Consider the following 21,070-nt stretch of genomic DNA (forward strand, 5'->3'; position numbering starts at 1 on the left):
GACTCCTCTGGCGCGTTGGCAGGTTTGGCCCGGGTCCGGTGAGTGGATGATCTTGTGGGGGTTGTGGCCGGAGCCTCGCGTATGCCACAACTCGGGGATCACCTGGCCAGAAGGGCTGGCTGGTGGCCGATGGATAGGAGGCTCCGGTGTTTACTGAGCGTACAAGTCTTGGGTTGGATGTCCACGCCCGGTCGGTGCGGGCGGCCGCGATCGACACGAGGACCGGTGAGGTGATCGAGCGGGTGGTCTCGCCGCGGACCGTGGATGTGGTCGGGTTCGTCACGGATCTGACGCGGCAGCATGGTCCGGTGCTGGTGACCTATGAGGCGGGCCCGACCGGGTATGGCCTGGCGCGGGGGTTGCTAGCCGCTGGTCACCGCACGCAGGTGGCGGCTCCGTCGAAGTTGTTGCGTCCGAGCGGGGAGCGGGTTAAGACCGACCGGCGGGATGCGATGTTGTTGGCGCGGTTGGCCCGCAATGACGACATCGTCGCGGTGACCATCCCGACGCCGGCGCAGGAATCGGCCCGGGATCTGGTCCGGGCCCGCGAGGATGTCCGGGCGGCGTTGATGAGCGCCCGCCACCAGCTGTCGAAGTTGTTGCTGCGGCACGGCTATGTCTACCTGCAGGGCAAGGCCTGGACCGGTGGCCATGACCGGTGGCTGCGCCGGATCGGCACGCACGAGCTGGGGGCTGACGGCGTGGGGACACGGGCCGCGTTCGATGATGGCTACACCGCGGTCACCCAGCTCCTGGCCCGCCGCGACCGGCTCGATGAGCAGATCCTGGCGTTGGCCGCGGACAGCGAGTACACCGCGATCACCCGACGGTTGGGGTGCCTGGGGGGATCTCGACACTGACGGGGTTCGCGTTAGCGGTGGAGATCGGGGACTGGCACCGGTTGACCGGGTCCTCGATCGGGTCCTACCTCGGGCTGGTGCCGTCCGAGTCGTCCTCCGGCGCCAGCCGGGTCCAAGGAGGGATCACCAAGACCGGCAACAGCCACGCCCGGCGGCTGCTGATCGAGGCCGCCTGGCACCACAAGAAGGCCTACACCCCCGGGAAAACCATGCAGCAACGGTGGGCGCTGGCACCGGCCGTGGCCGCTGAACGCGGTGACGCCGGCAACCGGCGGCTGCACCGGTCCTGGCAGCGGATGACCGCACACAAGAAACGGCACACCGTCGCCAACACCGCCATCGCCCGCGAACTGGCCGGCTGGTGCTGGTCTTTGGCCACCATGGACACCTAACCACACACCACGCCTCGTTCACGGAACACCCCTGGTGTCCGGGCAGCAGCGCGAGGAGAGAACCAGCGAACCTGCTATGAGTAACCCCGGAGCCTTGCCGGGGCGACGCTCGACCCTAGACCAGCCGAGACTCTCCAGCCGAAACCAGGGCCCTGCGGTAACCAACCCGCGTATATCAGACTGACCGCGCGTCGATTGACACGCTGTCTCCCGGCCACCACTTTCCGATGAACGACGAAGCGGGGTCCCCTCCGACCAGAGAGGACCCCGCTTCACCCTGCCACTTGACAAAAGGGCCCTACATATCAGGAGAGAACCAGCGAACCTGCTATGAGTAACCCCGAGCCTTGCCGGGGCGACGCTCGACCCTAGACCAGCCGAGACTCTCCAGCCGAAACCAGGGCCCTGCGGTAACCAACCCGCGTATATCAGACTGACCGCGCGTCGATTGACACGCTGTCTCCCGGCCACCACTTTCCGATGAACGACGAAGCGGGGTCCCCTCCGACCAGAGAGGACCCCGCTTCACCCTGCCACTTGACAAACGGGCCCTACATATCAGCAGACGTTCCTCGCTCTTAGCAGAAGTTCCTCGCCGCGCTTCCCGGCGCGCGTGCGGCGCTCCGTCAGGGGTCGGGGAGGTCGTCGCCGGGCTCCAGGCCGGCCATCGAGCAGACGAACAGCGCCATCGCCAACGCGGTGCGCTGGATCTCGCCGGGGTCGACGCTCTCGTTCGGAGCATGGATGCGGCACAGCGGCTCCTCGACGCCCAGCAGCATGATCTCGGCCCGCGAGTGCAGCTCCTGCAGCGCCACGGCGAGCGGGATCGAGCCGCCCTGGCCGGTGGTCACCGGCTCACGCCCAAACGCCGCCCGCATCGCTCGCCGCATCGAGTCGTATGCCGGTCCGTCGGTTCGCGCGGCAAAGCCCCGGCCCAGCGAGAGCGAGCGGATCTCGGTCCGGCCATAGGGGGTATGCCGCTCCAGGTGCTCCCCGAGCAGCCGCTGCGCCTCGACGACGTCCATGTGTGGTGGCACCCGGAGGTTGACGATCGCCCGGGCCCTGCCCTGGACGGCGGCGGTGACCTGGGCCAACGGCGGGGCGTCGATGGCGAGCACGGTCGCCGCCGGACGGGCCCACAACAGGTCGGCGATCGCGCCGTCGTGGGGGTCGCCCGGGCCGGCCAGTGGGGCGACGCCGTCGAGCAGGGCCGCGTCCTGCGCAAAGAGGTCCGCGGCATACGGGGCGCCGGGCCAGACCCCGTCGGCCTCCAGCCCGTCGATCGTCGTCGACCCGTCGGACGCCCGCAGGCTCGCCAACGCGGTCACCAAGGCCTGCAGGGCATCGGGTGCCGCGCCGCCATACTTGCCCGAGTGCGCGGGAGCGGCCATCGTCTCGACCGTGAACCGCACCGACCCGGTGCCGCGCAGCGAGGTCGTGAACGTCGGCTGCCCGAGCGCGACATTGCCGGTGTCGGCGATGACGATCGCGTCGGCGCGCACCAGCTTGGGCCGCTCCCGGGCAAGCGCCTCCATCCCGCCGCTGCTCTGCTCCTCCGAGCCCTCCACGACGACGCCCACCTCCGTCGGCAGGCGACCGAGGACCTCCCGGACGGCCCGCAGTGCCGTCAGGATCGCGACGATATTGCCCTTGCAGTCGGCGGCGCCGCGGCCATACCACCGCCCGTCCCGCTCGGTGAGCACCCACGGGTTGCCGTCCCAGTCGCTCAGCGCGCCGGCGGGCACGACGTCGTGGTGGGTATAGAACAGGATCCGCGGCCGCCCCTTCATCCGGTGGCGGGCGATAACGGCCAGCGACCCGTCGGGAGTGCGCATCGTCGAGGTCGCCAAGCCGGTCTCGGAGAACAGCGACTCGGTCAAGGATGCGGCGGCGACGCATTGGCTGACCGGCTCGATCGCCCGGTCGAAGACCGACCGGCACGCCACCAAATGGGCCAGGTCGGAGCGGGCTCGGGGCAGCAGGTCGTCCACGGCCTGCGCAAGCAGGTCATGCAGCGTCATCGCTTCCCCTACTCGTAGACGTACTTCTGCGGGCCCGGGAAGACCCACGATAGGCCGTCATGGAGGCGGTCGCGCCAATCGTCCCAGTTATGCCCGTCACGTGCCTCGACATAGCGGACGGTGATCCCGGCCTCCCGGAAGACCGAGACCATCGACCGGTTGGGGGTGATCAGCGGCTCATACACGCCGCAACTCATGAAGATCCGCTCGACCGGGCGGGTGGGCCGGGCCCGGTACTTGTTGACGAACTTGACGACCGGGTCGAAGTAGGGCCCGCCGCCGTGGTCCTGACCAATGTCGGTGAACACCAGCGAGGCCGACTGGATGAGCAGTGACCCGAAGACCCCCGGGTAGCGCACCGCCGTCGAGACCGAGGCCACCCCGCCGAAGCTCGAGCCCATCAGGCAGCGCCCCGACGGGTCCTCGACGAGCGGGAGCCGCTCACCGAGCAGCGGCACCAACTCGCGGGCGATGAACCGGGCGTGCGGCGCGTGGTTGGGGTATTCCTTGAGGCGATCCTTCGGCGGGACGAACACGGCGACGAGCGGGGGGATGTCCAGGCGGTGGATGAGATTGTCCAGCACGGTCTTCATCGCCGCGAACTGCAGATAGTCGCCGCCGTCGTGGACGATCAGCAGCGGATAGCGCGCCAGCCGGCTAAAGCGGGCCGGCAGATAGACCCAGGTCTCCTGCTCGCGGCGCAGCGCCTTGGACCGCATCGTTTCCGGCACGATCTCGCCCGGCCGCGCCTCCGGATCGGGCAGCGCCCAGCTCGGGATCTCGTATCCCGTTGCCGCACAAACGGAACTGGACCCCATCGGCGAGTGCGCGACGAAGTCGTTGAGCGGGTCGTTGAACCGCTCGTAGCTCTCCCCCCGCCGGGTCTCCAGCTGGTACTCGACGCGGGAACCGGCCGGCAGGTCGGTGGTCGCCGCCCACAGGTCGGTGCGCGGCAGCCGCTTCATCGGCAGCGGATCGGGCAGCCCGACGACCCGGTGGCGCACCCATACCTCCTCGGCCTCGCCGCGGAAGAGGAAGGTCGCTCGCTCTGCCTCGATGATCGGGGAGCCGTGCCTGGCGACGAAGTCATCGATGATCTCGCCGGTCAGCGGCGCCTTGTCCCGCAGCCGGTTGATCGCCAGCCGCTGCCTCATCCGGCCACCTCCTCGGTATGGACGAGCCCGTCAGTCCCGAGAATGCGCGCGTCCGCGGGCAGCGCCCCGTCGGCCCCGAACTCCACCCACGCCCCGTCGTCCAGCAGCAGGCAGCGCGCCGGGTCGAACCGCAGCGCGAGCGCGCTGCTGCGCTCTCGGTCATCAAGGCGCAGCCGGCGTCGCGGGTGGGGGAAGGCGACTACCCCACGCACGCGCCCAACTCCTCGAGACAGCAACTCGGCCTCGCGCGAGCCCGCCGGCCCGAAGTCGTGGAAGAGCGCGATCCGCTCGGTCAGCGCCATCGCGCCGGCCGACCAGGCGAGGACCGGCAACTCCTGGGGTATGACGATCGCGAACAACCGCAAGACCCGCACCAGCGTGTTGACATTGCCCCCCGGGATGACCAGGGCGCTGCAGCGGGCCAGGTCGCTCTTGAGTTCCTCCCGGTGCCAACCGATCACCCCGCTTCGTTCGATCCCACCGGCGTCGGCGAGTTCGGCCTCAAGGACGGCCATCTGGCCCAAGAACCAGTCATCGATCCGGCGCACGCCCGCGACCGCGTCGTGGAAGGCCGCCAGCGCCAACGAGCGGCGCGCTCTCGCGGGGTGGGCCGGGATGCGGCGCTGCACGGCATACACCCCGTCGAGCGTGTGTTCCAGCCGCAGCCGATAGAGCGCGGTCAGCTCGTCCTGCCGGTCGCGGTGGCGCACTGCTGCCGCCGCGAACGTCTCATCCTTGGCGAGAACGTCGTTCAGGCGGTGATACAGCCGGAAATGGATCGAGCGGTGGTCGAGCGCCTCGTCGAGTTCGCCGGTGGCGTCCTCGCGTTCCTCCCAGCCGGCCGTGACGACGCCGACCGGCCCCTCGGTCCCCAATGACCGGAGGGCGCTCGTTGCCCGGATCGTGAACCGTTGCGGCCCAAGGAGAATCGTGCGCACAGCCGGATGCCGCAGCCGTCACCCGCCGTAGACATGCACGGTGGCGCCGACATCGTCGAGCATCCCGCGCAGGTGGTCGAAGTCGGGGTGACGCATCCGCACCCACGCGTTGGCCATGTAGCCGGCCTCGACGCCCTGGGTGGGCTGCCCGACCGGCGGGAAGTGACTGTCGAGGACCCAATTCCCATGTCGCGCAAAGACATCCTCGATGCCGCTATATCCGGTGATGCGCCCGTCGCCGTCGGGGCGCAGCGCGATCAGGCCGGCGGCATACGGACGGGTCATCGGGTGCTCCGGCCGGCCGTGGGCAAGCACGTGGGCCCACTCTCGATAGACGTCAACGTCATTGGCAGCGCAATAGAGGTCCCAGGCGCCGACACCCGGCGGCCGGGCGCCGATCTCGGAGAAGCGCAGGCCCTTGGGGCCATAGAACCATTCCATGTGCGTCGCCGAGGTCCCGATGTCCAAGGCCTCGATGACCCGGCCGCCGAGTTCGGCGACCTCACCATAAAAGGCGTTGTCCGCCAACCGGTTTGTCGTCACGAACTGCGGTGAGATCCAGCGGGTGCGCATCGCTTCCAAGACGTTGGGGTAGTAGTGCGTCACCCAGTCGTGGACGACCTGGTTGTCCTGGCAGATCGTGTCATAGAAGCCTTCATGGCCCTCAACGAATTCCTCGACCGCGATCGACTCGGCGGCGCCATGGGCGCTCAACGCGGCGGCGAGCTCGGTGTCGTTGTCCACGCGCATCGTTCCCGCGGCGCCCGCGCCGGCGCGGGGCTTGAGGATCAGCGGGTAGCCGGTGTGCCGGGCGAACGCCCATACCTGCTCGGCCGTGTGGGCCGCCGTGGACGCGGCCGTGGGAACGCCCGCCTGCCGCAGGGCATCCTTCATCGACGGCTTGTCGCGGCACAGCCAGGTCGCCCGCACCGACGTCCCCGGTATGCCGGTCGCCTCCCGCACCTGCGCCGCCGCCATCGTGTGCGCCTCGACGGTCGCCTCCAACCGGTCGACCCACATCTGCGACTGCGCCCAGCGGACGGCCTCGGTGAGTTGGGCGACATCGGTGACGTTGTCGACCCGGTAATAGCCGGCCAGCGCGCCGCGCACCTCGTCGTCGAGCAGCCACTCCTCGCTCTCCCCGACCCCGATGATCCGGGCACCGACGCCCGCCAGCGCGAGTACGAAGCGCCGCTGATTGGTCGGGAAGTGCGGCTCGACGAACACGATGTTCATGGCCGAGAGCCTATCCACCGGACGGTTGAGGCGGACGTGGCGCGACCCGTGGCACGATGCCGACTATGGCCAACGTCATCGAGACGCGCGGGCTGGTCAAGAGGTATGGGGACCTCACCGCAGTCGACAACGTCAATATCACTGTGCCGGAAGGCACTTTTTTTGGTCTGCTCGGGCCCAACGGTGCCGGCAAGACCACGACCTTGGAGATGATCGAGGGCATCCGGCAGCCGGACTCCGGTGAGGCCCTCGTCCTCGGCCAGAAGGTGTGGCCGCGCAACCGTGCCTTGCTGCCCAACATCGGTGTGCAGTTGCAAGCCTCCTCGTTCTTTGAGCGGCTCTCCGTCGAGGAGCAACTGCGCTGCTTCGCCGACCTGTATGCCGTCGACCACTCCCGCATCGACGCCATGATCGAGATGGTCGGCCTGCAGGAAAAGCGCAAGACCCGGACCGAGGATCTGTCCGGCGGCCAAGCGCAGCGGTTGTCGATCGCCTGTTCGCTCATCCACGACCCCCAGGTCGTCTTCCTCGACGAGCCGACGGCGGCTCTAGACCCCCAAGCCCGGCGCAACCTGTGGGATGTGTTGCGGCGAATCAACGACGAGGGCCGCACGGTCGTCCTGACCACGCACTATATGGACGAGGCCGAGATCCTCTGCGACGAGATCGCGATCATCGACCACGGCAAGATCCTGACCACCGACACCCCGCGCAATCTCATCACGGGACTGGGCGCGGCCTACCGCATCCTTGTCACGGAAGGCGCGTTGAGCGCGGAGGAGGCGCGCGGCATACCGACCGTCGAGAGTGCCCAGGCGACGGACGGAACGCTCGCGATCACGACCCACGACCCGAGTCCGGTGCTCACGGCGCTCGCCGAACGTGACGCGCTGCAAGGACTTCAGGTGACCGGCGCGACCCTCGAGGACGTCTTCCTCACGCTGACCGGACGGGAGTACCGCGCATGACCAGGTTCTGGGCGTTGGCCCGCGCGCAATGGCTCGGCTTCATCCGGGACAAGCAGAACTGGTTTTGGATCATGGCCTTCCCGCTGATGTTCCTCGTCCTGTTCGGCTTCCTCTTCCGCGACGCCGGCGCCTCGAAGAACACCATCGCCGAGGTCGGCCCGGTTGCGATCATCGACCAGTTGCCGGCCGAGGCGAAGGCGCAATTCGACAAGCTCTTCACCGTGACGAAGTACACCGACGCGAACGCGGCGATCCAGGAGGTCAAGAAGGGCGACATCGACGCAGCGATCTCGCAGCAGGGCAACACGATCGTCGTCGACTATTCCCAGGCGGACGCCGTGACCGCGGCGCGCGTCCAGGGGACCTTGTCGAGCTTCGTCGACGGGGCGAATCTGGCCATCGCCGGAGTCAAACCGACGTTCGAGATGAAGCCGCAGGCGGTCGAGGACAAGTCGCTGAAGTCGATCCAGTTCATCGCGCCCGGGCTGCTCGGCTGGGCCGTGGCCATGGGGGCGACCTTCAACGCGGCGATGCCCTTCGTCACGTGGCGGACCAACAAGCTGCTGCGCCGTATCCGGCTGGCGCCGATGCGCACCGAGGAACTGGTCTCCTCGCGGCTGCTGGTCTCGCTGATCGTCGCGTTTGTCCAGATGGCGGTGTTCCTGGCCGTCGGGGTGGGGCTGTTCGGGTTGAAGCTGACCGGCAGCTGGTGGATGGCGATCCCGCTGATCGTCTGCGCCACGCTGGCGTTCATGGCGATCGGGCTGATCGCCGGGGCGATCTCCAAGACGGCCGAGGCGGCCTCCGGGATCGCCAACGTGATCATCTTGCCGATGGCCTTCCTGTCCGGCTCCTTCATCCCGTTGGACCAGGCGCCCGGGTGGATGCAGACCGTGGCCAAGGTGCTGCCCCTGGGGCAGCTGAACCAGGGGATGCTCGACGTCATGGTCCGCGGGCAGGGCCCGAGTGCCGCGCTCGTGCCGATGGGCGTGCTGCTCGGCTTCGCCCTGGTGTTCGGCCTGATCGCCGCCCGCCTTTTCCGCTGGGAAGACTAAATCACCCCCCCCCGAAGTGTCCTCGCTGCGCTGCGGTACTTCGCGGGACCCCGAGCCGACTAAACCCGGACCCACGTAGCCTGGTGAAACAGGTCGGGCGCGTGGTGGCATGAACGGGTTGTGAACCGAGACCACTCACCTCCGCAGGTCAGCGACGCGGCCGCGATCAGCGCGACGGGAGCGCCGCGCCGTGGCTGTTCGGCATCGCCCGCCACGTCCTGGCCCGCGCGGCGAGGGAGCATCGCCTTCGACTTGAGGCGATAAGCGCGCTCGGGGTCGCACAGCGCAGTTCGGGGGTGGTGCCCGGCCCCGAGGACCTGCTTGTCGGTATGGACGCCGGCCGATCACCGATTACGCCGGCTACGTCCTCCCCTTCACAGTCGCCGACACGATCGCCGGCGGTTGCCGCGGCCAGGACAGCGCCGGCCCGCGCTGGATCTGCTATGCCGGCGAGCGGGCCGTCGCCGAGCAGGTCATCGGCCCCGACTTCCTCGGCGAGCACGTCCCACCGGGCACGCGCGGGCAAGGCTAAGGAGGCACCGACTCATCGGCGCGTCGGTGGGGTCCTCGAACGGGGGTGATCGGTACCGGTCAGATCGAGAGGAGCTTTGCCAGATCGAGAGGACCTTTCCGGTACGCCGGAGAGCGAAAACCGTGCCGATGGAGTCCTTTCGACGGCGGGCTGGGGTGGTCACCATCCTCTGCCAAGGGCCCTGACCGCCCACCGGGATCTGCCCATCGACGGTCACGAGCGGTGCCCGCGGCGTTGCGGTCGCACGGGTGCGGAACCCGCCACGCTTGGGCTTCCGTCCGTCAGACTCCTGCGCGGGGTCGAGGCTGGTGCAGGCATGCCAGCTACCATCGACTCGACGTGAAGGAGGTGACCGGTGGGCCGGTTGCAGCGCATCGAGCAACGCCTCGAGCGGGCGATCAATGGCGCCTTCGCCAAGGCGTTCCGCGCCGAAGTGCAACCGGTTGAGATCGCCAGCGCGGTGCGCCGGGCCATGGACGAGCGCGCGCAGTCGATGACCAAGGGCCGCACATTCGTGCCCGCCGACTACACAATCGAGCTGTCGCCCACCGACTATGAGCGCCTGAATGCCTACGCGGACGACGTGTGCGACGAGCTGCTGGCCGCCGCCGAGGAGCACGCGGACAGCCAGCGCTACCTGACCCGAGCGCCGTTCACGATGTCGTTCGTGCCGGGCAAAGACCTGGAGACCGGGGTCTTCCGGATCCACCCCGGCGACGGCCAACCCGGCCGCGGCGCCGCCCCCCGGCGGGCCGATCCCGGTCGCGAACGGCACGACGGCGCGCAGGCCGAGCCCGGCCGACAGGACGATGAGCAGAAGGAGGCTGGCGTCGTTGCGGCCCCAGCGCCCGCCGCCTACGCCGCCCACCTCGCCGGATCATCCGCCCAACCAGGGCGGGACCGGCCGGTATTCGACGTCGACCGCCCCGACCCGAACGGCCGCGCTGCCGAACACCCGGCGCCTGGACACCCCGCACCCGCAGGCCCGGCTGCCCCAACCCAGGACCCCGAGGACCGGCTGGCTGGGGAAAGAGACGGGACCTATGAGCCCGAGCCGATGTCGAGGCGGCGCGATGCGACCTTCGACAGCGACGCCGATCGCACCTCCCGGCGTCCCTCCGGGGCCGGCGCGACAGCGGCAAGCGCCGCGGCTCCACCGCACGGATCAGCACACGGATCCGCGCACGGATCAGCGCAGACGCGGAGGGGCGATGCGGCATACGACCAAGAAGCGCTGGCCGCCCACGAGCCGGCGCCGCCCTCGCTCAGCTCGGCCACCCGCCGCGACGCGCGGCCGCCGGCGCGGCCCGGACGCGCCTCGGACCGGCCCTGGCTGGAGATCGACGGTGACCGCTATCCGCTGCTCGGCCCGCTGACCGTGCTCGGTCGCGACACGATCGCCAGCATTGTCGTCGAGGACGCCAACGTCAGCCGGCGCCACTGCGAGGTGCGGGTGACCAGCGACGGCCCGCACCTGGTGACCAACGTCCGCGACCTCGGCTCGACCAACGGGACCTGGGTCAACGGGCAGCGGGTGACCTCCACGCGGCTGCACGATCGCGACCAGGTGACGATCGGGCGCACGTCGATGACCTTCCACGCCGGACGGTGAGCGGCCGCCCATGAGTGAACTGACGCTCACGATCTTGCGTCTCGGGCTCCTCGTGCTGCTCTGGCTGTTCGTCTTCAGCCTCGCCGGAGTCCTGCGCGGAGACCTATATGGCACCCGCGTCGTCAATCGGATCACCACCCGCACCCCGGGCCCCTCCGGCAGGCCGGCACCCGCTCCCGCGGCCACCAGCCCCGACTGGCGCGACCGGTCAGCCGGAGGCGCCCGCAACCTGATCGTCACTTCGGGCCCCCTGGCCGGGACCCGCATCCCCCTCGCCGACACCGACGTGCTCATCGGCCGCAACCCGGAATGCCTGCTGGTCCTGGACGACGACTTCGCCTCCGGCCGCCACGCCGCGCTGGTGCGGACGGCCGACGGCTGGGCCGTCGAAGACCTCGGCTCAACCAATGGCACCTTCGTCGACGACATCCGCATCGACGAACTCGTCGGTATCGCCCCGGGCAACGAGATCCGGATCGGCCGCACTACCCTCGAGCTGCAGAAGTAACCCGTGCCGATCGCCTTCCGCTACGCCGCTCGCTCCGATGTCGGGCTCGTCCGTTCCGAGAACCAGGACTCCGGGTATGCCGGTCCCCACCTGCTCGTCGTCGCCGACGGCATGGGGGGGCACGCCGGTGGCGATATCGCCAGCTCGACGGTGATCGGCCACCTGGTCCAGCTCGATGACGACGCCCCCGGCGGCAACGAGTCCGGCGACGACCTCGCCCACGCCCTCGCCACCGCGAACCGCGAACTCGGCCGGATCGCCCGGGAGCGTCCCGAACTCAACGGCATGGGCACGACGGTCACCGCCGTGCTGCGAGCCCGCAACAAGTTGCTGATCGCGCACATCGGCGACTCTCGCGGCTACCTCCTGCGGGACGGGCAGCTGGCGCAGATGACGACCGACCACTCGTTCGTGCAGACGCTCATCGACCAGGGGCGGATCACCCCCGAGCAGGCGAGCACCCACCCGCAGCGCTCCCTCGTCACCCGGGTGCTCACCGGCGCTCCCCGCGACCAGCCCGACCTCGGCGCCCGCGAAGCCCTCACCGGCGACCGCTACCTGCTGTGCTCCGACGGCCTGTCCGGTTTCGTCGCCGACGACACGATCGCCGAGATCCTCGGTTCCGGCGGGCCCGACGAGGCCGCCGACACCCTCGTCGAACTCGCGCTGCGCGCGGGCGCCCCCGACAACGTCACGGTCATCGTCGCCGACGTCGTCGACCTGACCCGCGGCGACCTGCCCCCGGTGACCCCGCAGATCGTCGGCGCCGCACGGCTGAGCCCGGCCGGCAATCGCGCCCTGCGCGACACGCCCGCCGCGAAGGCAGCCGCGCTCAGCCGGGCCCTCGGCCTGGACGAGGAGCGCGAGGCCGTCGAGAAGCTCGCGCTCGCCGAGGAGGCGCCGAGCGGCCGGGTCCTGCGGCTGGTCAAGATCCTCGCCGCGTTGTTCGTCGTGGCCGTCGTTCTGGCCGGGGGCAGCTACGGCTTCTACGCCTGGTCCCAGGAGCAGTACTTCATTGGCGTCTCGGGCGAACATGTCGCGGTCTTCCGCGGCATGTCGCAAAAGATCGGGCCGATTGAGCTGTCCACGGCGGTCGAAATCACCGACATCCCCCTCGAGGACCTGCCGGACTACTACCGCACGAGCGTCGAGAACCGCGTCGACGTCGACGGTCTGCCGGCCGCCGAGTCGCGGATCGCCGAACTGCGCACCCAGGCCCAGGCCTGCCGGGACGCCCGGGCCAAGAACCAGCCGTGTGGCGCCGCGGCCACCGGCTCGAGCAGGTCCAGTTCCTCGACCACATCGAGGGGGACGTCCGCCACGAGCAGCTCGACCGCACCACCGGCGAGCAGCAGCACGGGGACAGGCACTCGGCCTACCGGCTCGACGTCCGCGACGGGAACCAGCCGATGAGCGCGGTCACGTCGTTGCGGCCACGGCGTGGACGCAATGTCGAGCTGCTCTTGTTGGTCTTTGCCGTCGGCATCGTCACCCTCGCCTACGCCGGCGTCGAGGCAGCCGTGACCGGGGCCTTCCCCCCGCGGCTGCTCGCCGAGGCCGGCGGGCTGCTCGGCATCGCCATCGCCTTCCACCTCGTGCTGCGCCTGACCGCCTCGTATGCCGACCCGCTCCTCCTGCCGATCGCCACCCTCCTGAACGGCCTCGGGCTGGTCATGATCCACCGGCTCGACCTCGCCGCCGGCAAATCCCTGTCGTCGGGGATGGCGTTGCGGCAGCTGACGTGGAGCGCCTTGGCGGTGGTGATCGCCATCGGGGTGCTGCTCTGGCTGCGGGATCACCGGTTGTTGCGCCGCTACACCTATCTGACCGGGGCGCTGGGCCTGGTGTTGCTGCTGTTGCCCCGGCTGCCGCTGATCGGGCAGGAGATCAACGGCGCGCAGATCTGGATCAGCATCGGGCCGTTCTCCTTCCAGCCCGGCGAGATCGCCAAGATCACCTTGGCCGTCTTTTTCGCCGGCTATCTGGTCCAAACCCGCGACGTCCTTTCGATCGCCGGCCGGCGCGTCCTCGGGTTGACCCTGCCCCGCGGACGCGACCTCGGCCCGATCCTGCTGATGTGGGGCGCCAGCTTGGCCGTGCTCGCCTCGCAGAAGGACCTTGGCTCGGCGTTGCTGTTCTTCGGCCTGTTTGTCGCCATGCTCTATCTCGCGACCGAACGGATCTCCTGGATCGCGATCGGCCTGCTGCTCGCCGGCCTCGGCGCGTATGCCGCCTATCAGGTCTTCGGCCACGTCCAAGACCGCGTGCTGCTGTGGCTGCACGCCTTCTCGCCCGAGGCGGCCAAGGTGTCCTCCCAGCTGGCCACCGGGTTGATGGGTATGGCCGCCGGCGGGTTGCTCGGCACCGGTTTGGGCGAGGGCCGCCCCGACTTGACGCCGTGGGCCTCCTCCGACTTCATCGTCGCCGCCTTCGGGGAGGAACTCGGGCTCGTCGGCCTGGTCGCGATCGTCTTTCTTTACATCCTGCTCGTCGAGCGTGGCTTCCGGACCGCGATCGGGGTCCGCGACGGCTTCGGCAAGTTGCTCGCCGCCGGCCTGTCCTTCTCCATGGCCTTGCAATGCTTCGTCGTCGTCGGCGGCATCACCCGGGTCATCCCGCTGACCGGGCTGACGATGCCATTCCTGTCCCAGGGCGGCTCGAGCCTGCTCGCGAACTGGACGCTGGTCGCCATCCTGCTGCGGATCAGCGACCAGGCCCGGGCGCCGGTCGCCGACGACGACCCCACGCCGGTCTCCCTTCCGGTGGTGACCCGGTGAACGCCCCGATCCGCCGGCTGTCGCTGCTCGTCGCGATGCTCTTTGCGCTGCTGCTGCTCTCCTCGACGTGGATTCAGTATGTCGACGCCAAGAACATCAACGCGCTGCCGAGCAACAAACGCACCGAACTGGCCAACTTCACCCGCGAGCGCGGCGCGATCCTCGTCGCTGGCGACCCGATCGCTTCCTCCACCCCGGCTAAGGACGAGCTGAAGTGGACCCGGGTCTATGCGCAGCCGACCCGCTATGCGCACGTCACCGGCTACTACTCGTTCGTCTATGGCCCCGGCGGCGGGATCGAGGGCGCCGAGAACTCGCTGCTGTCCGGGCAGAGCGACAAATTGTTTTATCGCCGGGTCACCGACTTGCTGACCGGCAAGGAGCCGGTGGGGGCCACGATCGAGCTGACGATCAACCCCAAGGCACAGGAGGCCGCCGACACCGCCCTGGGCAATCAGCGGGGGGCGGTCGTCGCGCTCGACCCCGCGACCGGGGCGATCCTGGCGATGGTCAGCCATCCGGCATACGACCCGAGCACGCTGACCAAACACAACCGCGGCGCCGTCGAGGCCGCCTGGGAACGGCTGCTGGCGGCCCCCGGCGACCCGCTGTTCAACCGGGCGATCGCCGGCAACCTCTATCCGCCGGGGTCGACCTTCAAGCTGATCACCGCCGCCGCGGCGCTCGAATCGGGCAGCTACACCCCGGACTCCGAGGTCCCGGGACCGGCCGAGCTGGCGCTGCCCGGCGTCACCGAGCCGCTCGCCAATCACGACCATGCACCGTGCGGGCCGGGCGACAAGACCACCTTGCTGCATGCCCTGGAGATCTCCTGCAACACGACCTTCGCCTCGCTCGGCATGACGCTCGGCGCCGCCGCGCTGCGGGAGCAGGCGGCGAAGTTCGGCTTCGGTGACCAGCTGACCGTGCCGATGCGGGTGACGCCGAGCACCGTGCCGGCCAAGCTGGACGAGCCGCAGCTGGCCCAGTCCGCGATCGGGCAGTTCGAGGTCAAGGCGACCCCCCTGCAGATGGCGATGGTGGCGGCGGCGATCGGCAACGAGGGCGTGGTGATGCACCCGCATCTCGTCGACAAGGTGCTGACCAGCGAGCTGAAGACGATCGACACCGCCGGGGCGGAGCAGAGTTCCGAGGCGATCTCGCCGGAGGTCGCCGAGCAGCTCACCCGGATGATGGTGACCGTGGTCGCGTCCGGAACCGGAACCCCGGCGCAGATCCCCGGTGTCGAGGTGGCCGGCAAGACCGGGACGGCCCAGCACGGCGCCGGCGCGGCACCGCACGCCTGGTTCACCGGGTTCGCGCCGGCGCGCAACCCGAAGGTCGCCGTCGCCGTCGTGGTCGAGGACGGCGGCCGCGCCGGCAGCGAAGCCGCCGGCGGGTCGGTCGCCGGCCCCATCGCCAAGGCCGTCATGGAAGCGGTGTTGAATTCATGAAGCCCGAATCGGTGAACCCGGCCCCCGGGAGGCGGGCCCTCGTCAAGCCAGGGGAGGTAGCGGCGTGAGCGCGGACGTGCCGCAGTTGCTGGGCGGACGTTACGAGGTCGGCGAGCTGATCGGCCGCGGCGGTATGGCCGAGGTCCATCTCGGCTACGACACCCGCCTCGGGCGTGATGTGGCGATCAAGATCCTGCGCAGCGACCACCTGCGCGACCCGAGCTTCCTGGCCCGCTTCCGCCGGGAAACTCAGCTCGTCGCCGGGTTGAACCATCCGGCGATCGTCGCCGTCTATGACACCGGCGAGGAGCTCGCGACCGAATCCGGCGGCGCCGAGGTCTCCATTCCCTACATCGTCATGGAGTACATCGACGGCTCAACGGTGCGTGAACTGCTGCGCGACCGCGGCACCCTCACCCCCCACGAGGCCGCCCGGATCACCGAGGGCATCCTCACCGCGCTCGACTACAGCCACCGGATGGGTATGGTCCACCGCGACATCAAACCCGCCAACATCATGATCACCCGCGAGGGGGCGGTCAAGGTCATGGACTTCGGGATCGCCCGGGCGATGGCCGACGGCCAGGCGACGATGACCCAGACGTCCTCGGTGTTGGGCACCGCGCAATACATCTCCCCAGAGCAGGCCGAGGGGCAGGCGGTCGACTCCCGCTCCGATCTCTATTCCACCGGTTGCCTGCTGTTTGAGCTGCTCACCGGGCGCACCCCCTTCGTCGGCGAGCCGGTCGCGCTGACCTATCAGCACGTCACCAAGGACCCGCCGCTGCCCTCGGAGCTGAACGCGGCGGTTCCGGACAGCCTCGATGCGATCGTGTTGCACGCCCTGGTCAAGAACCGCGACCTGCGCTACCAGGACGCGGAATCCTTCCGCGCCGACCTGCACGCGGCCCGGATGGGCCTGCCGATCAGCGACGCGGCCACCCATACGCTGCAACGGGCGCTCGCCGGGCCGGCCCCGGCTCCCGAGCCCGAACCGGTCGCCGCGCCATCGGCCCACGACGGCAACACCGCCACCGTCACGATCTCGCATTCGTATGCCGAGCCGTCGCGCCGCTCTCGTGGCGGCGCGATCGCGATGGTGTTGACGCTGATCGCCGCGCTGGCCGTCCTCGGCGTCGCCGGCAAGGCCTACCTCGACTCGCGGCCCAAGCAGGTGACGGTCCCGGCCGTCGTCTCCATCCCGTTTGAAACGGCCAAGGCCAAGCTGGAACTGGCCGGCTTCGACGTCGCCCGCTCCGACGCCTCCAGCCGGACCGTCCAAGCCGGCCTCGTGGTCAAGCAGGAGCCCGACGGCAACACCAGCCGCCGGGAGGGCAGCCTGGTCACGCTGACGGTCTCGAGCGGGCCCAAGGTGGTCAGCGTCCCCAACGTCATCGGTAAGTCGCGCACGACGGCGGCCAAAATGCTGGCCGACGCCGGCCTGGAAATTGGGACACTGACCCGCACCGACTCCCAGGAGCAAAAGACCGGGCGCGTCGTGCTCACCGAGCCCGCGGCATACACCCAGGTCCACGAGGGCGACACGGTGAACGTGACGATCGCCAGCGGCCGGATCGACCTGCCCGACCTGCGCGGCAAGACCGAGGACGAGGCCCGGCGGATCCTGCGTGACCTCGATCTCGACGTCACGGCGCTGACGGAGATCAGCAGTCAGGCCGAGGGCACGGTGATCCGCCAAGACCCCGCCGCCGGCCAGGTGCCGGTCCAGTCGACGGTGACGATCGTCATCGCCAAGGCCGCCCCGGTCACCCAGACGATGACCGTGACCGCGCCACCGCCGGCCTCCTCATCGTCGGAGGGCACCTCGACCGGCACCTCGACGGACACGGGGACCTTGACCTCCCCGCCCGGGGGCCCGCCGGCAGCCGCCTCACCTCGGCTCGCCCCGCGGACTGGCGGCCCCGGCCAGCCGGAGACGCTGACCGGGCTGATCGTCCTGGGCCCGGTGCTCGCCGGACCCGTGCTCGCGCTCGGCCTGCACCGCGCCAACCGCCGCCGCCGCGGGCGCCCCAGCCGCCGGCACTGACACCAATCGGCGCCACTGGGCCCGGCCGCAACGGCATACGATCGGCGGGTGGTGCGCATCCTGGTCGTTGACAACTACGACAGCTTCGTGTTCACGATTGTCGGCTATCTGCAGCAACTCGGCGCGAGCACCGAGGTGGCCCGCAATGACGCGGTCAGCCCGGCGGATGCCGCGGACTTCGACGGTGTCTTGGTCTCACCCGGGCCGGGCACGCCCGAGGAGGCGGGGGTGTCGATGGCGATGATCGCCGCGTGCGCCGAGCGGGCCCAGCCGATGCTGGGCGTGTGCCTTGGCCACCAGGCGCTCGGTGTCGTGTGCGGCGCCACGGTAGGGCGCGCCCCCGAGTTGCTGCACGGCAAGACCTCCCGGGTCCACCATGACGGCTCCGGCGTGCTGGCCGGGCTGGCCGACCCGTTCACCGCCACGCGCTACCACTCGTTGACGATCGACCCGCCCACCCTGCCCGAGACCCTGATCGCCAACGGCCACACCGGCACCGGGATCATCATGGCCGTCCGGCACCGGGAGCTGCCCCTGCACGGCGTGCAATTCCACCCCGAGAGCGTGCTCACCGAGGGCGGGCACCGGCTGCTCGCCAACTGGCTGGCCCTGTGCGGCGACGACGCCGCCGTGGCCGCCTCGGCCGGCCTAAGCCCGCTGGTCCGCGACGCCGACGGTGTGGCCAGGATGGTCGCCGCCGGATAGCCGCAAAACGCCAGCTCAGCCGGGTCACGACCGGCCTGACGGGTCGGCTTGACCAAGTGACTCGCCGGAACGGGCACTCACCTGACAGACTCCCGCCTGTGCTGCTACTTCTCACCGGCTCGGTGTGCTCGGGCAAGACCACGATTGCCCACCGGTGCGCCACCGTGGAGCGCCTCGTGGTGCACGATTTCGACGAGGTCGGCGTCCCCGAGGATGCCGACGCTTCCTGGCGGCAGCGGACGCTGGAGTTGTGGGCCGAGCGGGCGATCGCCTATGAGGACGCCGGAAGGGATCTCCTGCTGAGCGGCCAGTCGCCGTTGGGGGAGGCGCTGGCCGTCCCGACCGCGCCGCTGATGGGCCGGATCTCGGCGTGTCTGCTTGACGTCAGTGACACCGAGCGGCTGCGGCGACTCGACGAGCGGGACCCCGGCAAGTGGACGACGGCCGACAAACAGGACTTCCTGGCGTGGGCGGCCTGGCACCGCGGTCACGCCGCGGACCCGACCTATCGACCCGAGGTCATCACCGCCGATGGCTGGCCGCACATGCTGTGGGACCGGTGGAGCGACTGGCAGGCCGGCGACCCGCGCTGGCAGGTGGAGATCATCGACACCACCGACAAGAGCCTCGATGAGTGCGTGGCTGCGGTGCGCGCCTGGATCGACGCCGCGCGCCACCCCAATCGGGAGGGGTGACGATGGCGCACGCGCACGGGCCGCCCGGCAGGCTGGCCTTGCTGACCAGCACGCCGACGATGTGGAGCGCCTTGGTGCCGCTCATCGCGCTCCTGGCCGGGGTGCTGTTTGCCGCCTCCAATCAGGCCGCCCGCGGCACCAACCTGCGCGCCGAAGCGGCCGGCGTCCCCGACCTCATCCGCCAGCGCAGCCTGGCCAACCTCCAGGCGGGCGCGCAGGTCGAGCGGCTGCGCACCGAGGTCGAGGAGCTGACTCGACGCGATGCCCCGGTGGATGCCTCCTTGCGGGCCGCCACCGCGGCGGTCGACCGGCTCGCCATCGTCGCTGGGGAGACGCCGGTGCGGGGCCCGGCGGTCGCGGTCAGCCTTGATGACTCGCCGCTGACCAGCGACCAGCTCCCTGACTGGGCCAATGTCAACGACATCGTCGTCCATCAGCAGGATGTCCAGGCGGTCGTCAACGCCCTGTGGCGAGGTGGCGCCGACGCGCTGATGGTCATGGATCAACGGATCATCTCCACCAGCGCCGTCCGCTGTGTCGGCAATACGCTCATCCTCCAGGGACGCGTTTATGCGCCGCCGTTCACGATCACCGCGATCGGCGACCCCGACGACCTGGTCGCCGCCCTGGACGCCGATCCGCAGATCCGCACCTACAAGCAGTATGTCGCCGAACTCGGGCTCGGCTATTCGGTGCAGCGGCGGGCCGAGGTGACCCTGCCCGGCTTCGTCGGCGGCGCCCCGCTGACCTCGGCCCGGGTGTTGCGCTGACAAAGCCTGAGGGTGTGCTCGTGTCCGGCAACTGCGCCAGCGCGGGCGCCGAGCCGGGCCCGCGTTAGGCTTGGTCGAGAACGCCCAGCCCCAGAGCCGCGTCGTGTTCGCGCGACCGGGGCGCGACGCAAGGAGCCCAAAGGTGCCCGAATCCAGGAACCGCGACAAGTCGGCATACACCCCGCCGCCGTCGCGCAAGCCCGCGCAGGTCGCGGGCAGCAACGCGCCGTGGTTCGTGCCCGTGATGCTCGCGCTGATGATCGTCGGGCTGTTGTGGGTCGTTGTCTTCTATGTCTCCCGGCAGCAATATCCGCTGCCCAGCCTCGGCCGGTGGAATCTCGGCGTCGGCTTCGCCCTCATGCTGGCGGGCTTCATGATGACCACTCGCTGGCGCTAACACCGGCCGAATCACATCGTTGTCATTTATCCCCAGCTGTGGATAGAGCTGGGGATAACCTGCGTGCGGCGTTGTCAAACCAGCAGGTAGCGGGCCGCGGATGCGGCGATCAGCGCGAGCCCGACGGCGGTCACGCCGCCCCAGGCCAGCGGTGAGCGGCCCTGGCGACGGGTCATCAGCCAGGCGAGTAACAGCCCTGTCAGGAAGCCACCGATATGGGCCTGCCACGCGATCGCTGGATACAGGAACGGCAATACCGCGTTGATCGCCAGGTTGAGCCAAATCCCGTGTGTCGTGCGGCCCAACGACGAGTTGAGGGCGATCAGCGACCCGAACAGCCCAAAGACCGCCCCCGATGCCCCAACCAAGCCGACGCGGCTGGTGACCGGGGTCATCCACAGGTAGGCGACGGTGCCGCCCAGGGCGCTGAGCAGGTAGAGCGCGAGGAAGCGCGCGCGCCCGAGCAACTGCTCGACATACGGCCCGAGCATCCACAACGCGAACATGTTGAAAAGAATGTGGATAAGTGGTCCGTGGAGGAAGGCGGCCGTGACGAACCGCCACGGTTGCTGGTCGCCGATGGCCGGGGCGAATGCCAACTCCTGATAAACCCGCAGCGAGGCCTGCTGCAGCAGCCAGAGCACGACACAGATCCCGATGAGGGTCATCGTCACGATCGGACCGCCGTCTGCGGACCGGCCACCGAGGACGGTGCGGGTGCGGGGCGCCACCTTGGCCGCCGCGTTGACGCAACCGACACATTGGATGCCGACCGCGGCGGGGCGTTGGCACTCCGGGCAGGTCGGCTGGCCGCATCGCTGGCAGCGAACGTAGGCCACGCGATCGTGGTGGCGCGGACAAACCGGCGGCGGGCCCGGCGAACCCACGGGATAGGGTGCGGGCTCGCTCACCGGCGCATGCCTCCTTCAGCTAACGCGATAGTTCGCGG

General features: G+C 69.7%; 19 protein-coding genes. 14 read left to right on the forward strand and 5 right to left on the reverse strand.

The genetic code is table 11. The features are described 5' to 3' along the window. Positions 1–146: 146 nt before the first annotated feature. Both V9G19_RS18820 and V9G19_RS18825 read left to right on the forward strand, forming a co-directional pair. Entirely contained in the window at positions 147–860 is a 714-nt protein-coding gene (locus V9G19_RS18820) for an IS110 family transposase (RefSeq protein WP_462286948.1), read from the forward strand. A 17-nt stretch (positions 861–877) separates the two neighbouring features. After that, positions 878–1,252 carry a transposase gene (locus V9G19_RS18825; RefSeq protein ID WP_462286949.1) on the forward strand — a complete coding sequence of 125 codons (375 nt, stop codon included), beginning with the start codon at positions 878–880 and terminating at the stop codon, positions 1,250–1,252. 626 nt (positions 1,253–1,878) lie between these two features. Here V9G19_RS18825 and V9G19_RS18830 read toward each other — a convergent pair. From V9G19_RS18830 to V9G19_RS18845, 4 genes are read right to left on the reverse strand one after another with little or no spacing between them, the layout of a single operon-like run. Further along, positions 1,879–3,273, reverse strand: coding sequence for a M20/M25/M40 family metallo-hydrolase (locus V9G19_RS18830; protein ID WP_462286950.1), 1,395 nt, complete (start codon positions 3,271–3,273; stop codon positions 1,879–1,881). Between the two features lie 8 nt (positions 3,274–3,281). Further along, positions 3,282–4,427 carry an alpha/beta hydrolase-fold protein gene (locus tag V9G19_RS18835; RefSeq protein ID WP_462286951.1) on the reverse strand — a complete coding sequence of 382 codons (1,146 nt, stop codon included), beginning with the start codon at positions 4,425–4,427 and terminating at the stop codon, positions 3,282–3,284. Further along, positions 4,424–5,365: a type 1 glutamine amidotransferase family protein gene (locus V9G19_RS18840; protein ID WP_462286952.1), complete on the reverse strand. Its 942-nt coding sequence runs from the start codon at positions 5,363–5,365 to the stop codon at positions 4,424–4,426. Before V9G19_RS18840 ends, V9G19_RS18835 begins: the two co-directional genes overlap by 4 nt. An 18-nt stretch (positions 5,366–5,383) precedes the next feature. Further along, the gene (locus V9G19_RS18845) at positions 5,384–6,601 is read right to left on the reverse strand and encodes an ATP-grasp domain-containing protein (protein WP_462286953.1); all 1,218 of its coding nucleotides are present in this window, start codon (positions 6,599–6,601) and stop codon (positions 5,384–5,386) included. A 65-nt stretch (positions 6,602–6,666) separates the two neighbouring features. Here V9G19_RS18845 and V9G19_RS18850 point away from each other — a divergent pair, with 65 nt between their 5' ends. The 12 genes from V9G19_RS18850 (at position 6,667) to V9G19_RS18905 (ending at position 20,121) form a co-directional block, all read left to right on the forward strand. Continuing rightward, positions 6,667–7,569 carry an ABC transporter ATP-binding protein gene (locus V9G19_RS18850; RefSeq protein WP_462286954.1) on the forward strand — a complete coding sequence of 301 codons (903 nt, stop codon included), beginning with the start codon at positions 6,667–6,669 and terminating at the stop codon, positions 7,567–7,569. After that, a complete protein-coding gene (locus V9G19_RS18855) occupies positions 7,566–8,624 on the forward strand; it encodes an ABC transporter permease (protein WP_462286955.1) in 1,059 nt (352 codons plus the stop codon). The genes V9G19_RS18850 and V9G19_RS18855 overlap by 4 nt, the downstream gene beginning before the upstream one ends. Positions 8,625–9,511: 887 nt before the next feature. Next, positions 9,512–10,768 (forward strand): FhaA domain-containing protein, encoded by a 1,257-nt coding sequence (locus V9G19_RS18860; RefSeq protein WP_462286956.1) that lies wholly within the window; start codon positions 9,512–9,514, stop codon positions 10,766–10,768. A 10-nt stretch (positions 10,769–10,778) separates the two neighbouring features. After that, a complete protein-coding gene (locus V9G19_RS18865; RefSeq protein WP_462286957.1) occupies positions 10,779–11,276 on the forward strand; it encodes an FHA domain-containing protein FhaB/FipA in 498 nt (165 codons plus the stop codon). A gap of 3 nt (positions 11,277–11,279) precedes the next feature. After that, positions 11,280–12,689, forward strand: coding sequence for a PP2C family protein-serine/threonine phosphatase (locus V9G19_RS18870; protein ID WP_462286958.1), 1,410 nt, complete (start codon positions 11,280–11,282; stop codon positions 12,687–12,689). Next, a complete protein-coding gene (locus V9G19_RS18875; protein ID WP_462286994.1) occupies positions 12,686–14,053 on the forward strand; it encodes an FtsW/RodA/SpoVE family cell cycle protein in 1,368 nt (455 codons plus the stop codon). The genes V9G19_RS18870 and V9G19_RS18875 overlap by 4 nt, the downstream gene beginning before the upstream one ends. Continuing rightward, positions 14,050–15,507: a peptidoglycan D,D-transpeptidase FtsI family protein gene (locus V9G19_RS18880; protein WP_462286959.1), complete on the forward strand. Its 1,458-nt coding sequence runs from the start codon at positions 14,050–14,052 to the stop codon at positions 15,505–15,507. The genes V9G19_RS18875 and V9G19_RS18880 overlap by 4 nt, the downstream gene beginning before the upstream one ends. 64 nt (positions 15,508–15,571) lie before the next feature. Then, on the forward strand, positions 15,572–17,554 hold the full coding sequence (pknB, locus tag V9G19_RS18885; protein ID WP_462286960.1) for a Stk1 family PASTA domain-containing Ser/Thr kinase: 1,983 nt from the start codon (positions 15,572–15,574) through the stop codon (positions 17,552–17,554). 48 nt (positions 17,555–17,602) lie between these two features. Next, positions 17,603–18,259, forward strand: a complete 657-nt coding sequence (locus V9G19_RS18890; RefSeq protein WP_462286961.1) for an aminodeoxychorismate/anthranilate synthase component II — start codon at positions 17,603–17,605, stop codon at positions 18,257–18,259. A gap of 98 nt (positions 18,260–18,357) precedes the next feature. Next, the gene (locus tag V9G19_RS18895; RefSeq protein ID WP_462286962.1) at positions 18,358–18,954 is read left to right on the forward strand and encodes a hypothetical protein; all 597 of its coding nucleotides are present in this window, start codon (positions 18,358–18,360) and stop codon (positions 18,952–18,954) included. Between the two features lie 2 nt (positions 18,955–18,956). Then, positions 18,957–19,724 (forward strand): DUF881 domain-containing protein, encoded by a 768-nt coding sequence (locus V9G19_RS18900; protein ID WP_462286963.1) that lies wholly within the window; start codon positions 18,957–18,959, stop codon positions 19,722–19,724. Positions 19,725–19,866: 142 nt separating this feature from the next. Beyond that, on the forward strand, positions 19,867–20,121 hold the full coding sequence (locus V9G19_RS18905) for a cell division protein CrgA (RefSeq protein WP_462286964.1): 255 nt from the start codon (positions 19,867–19,869) through the stop codon (positions 20,119–20,121). A gap of 74 nt (positions 20,122–20,195) precedes the next feature. Here V9G19_RS18905 and V9G19_RS18910 read toward each other — a convergent pair whose 3' ends face one another. Further along, positions 20,196–21,032 (reverse strand): rhomboid family intramembrane serine protease, encoded by an 837-nt coding sequence (locus V9G19_RS18910; RefSeq protein WP_462286965.1) that lies wholly within the window; start codon positions 21,030–21,032, stop codon positions 20,196–20,198. Positions 21,033–21,070: the final 38 nt, after the last annotated feature.

Origin of the sequence: Nostocoides sp., from assembly GCF_037045025.1 — a bacterium.
GTDB lineage: Bacteria > Actinomycetota > Actinomycetes > Actinomycetales > Dermatophilaceae > Nostocoides_A.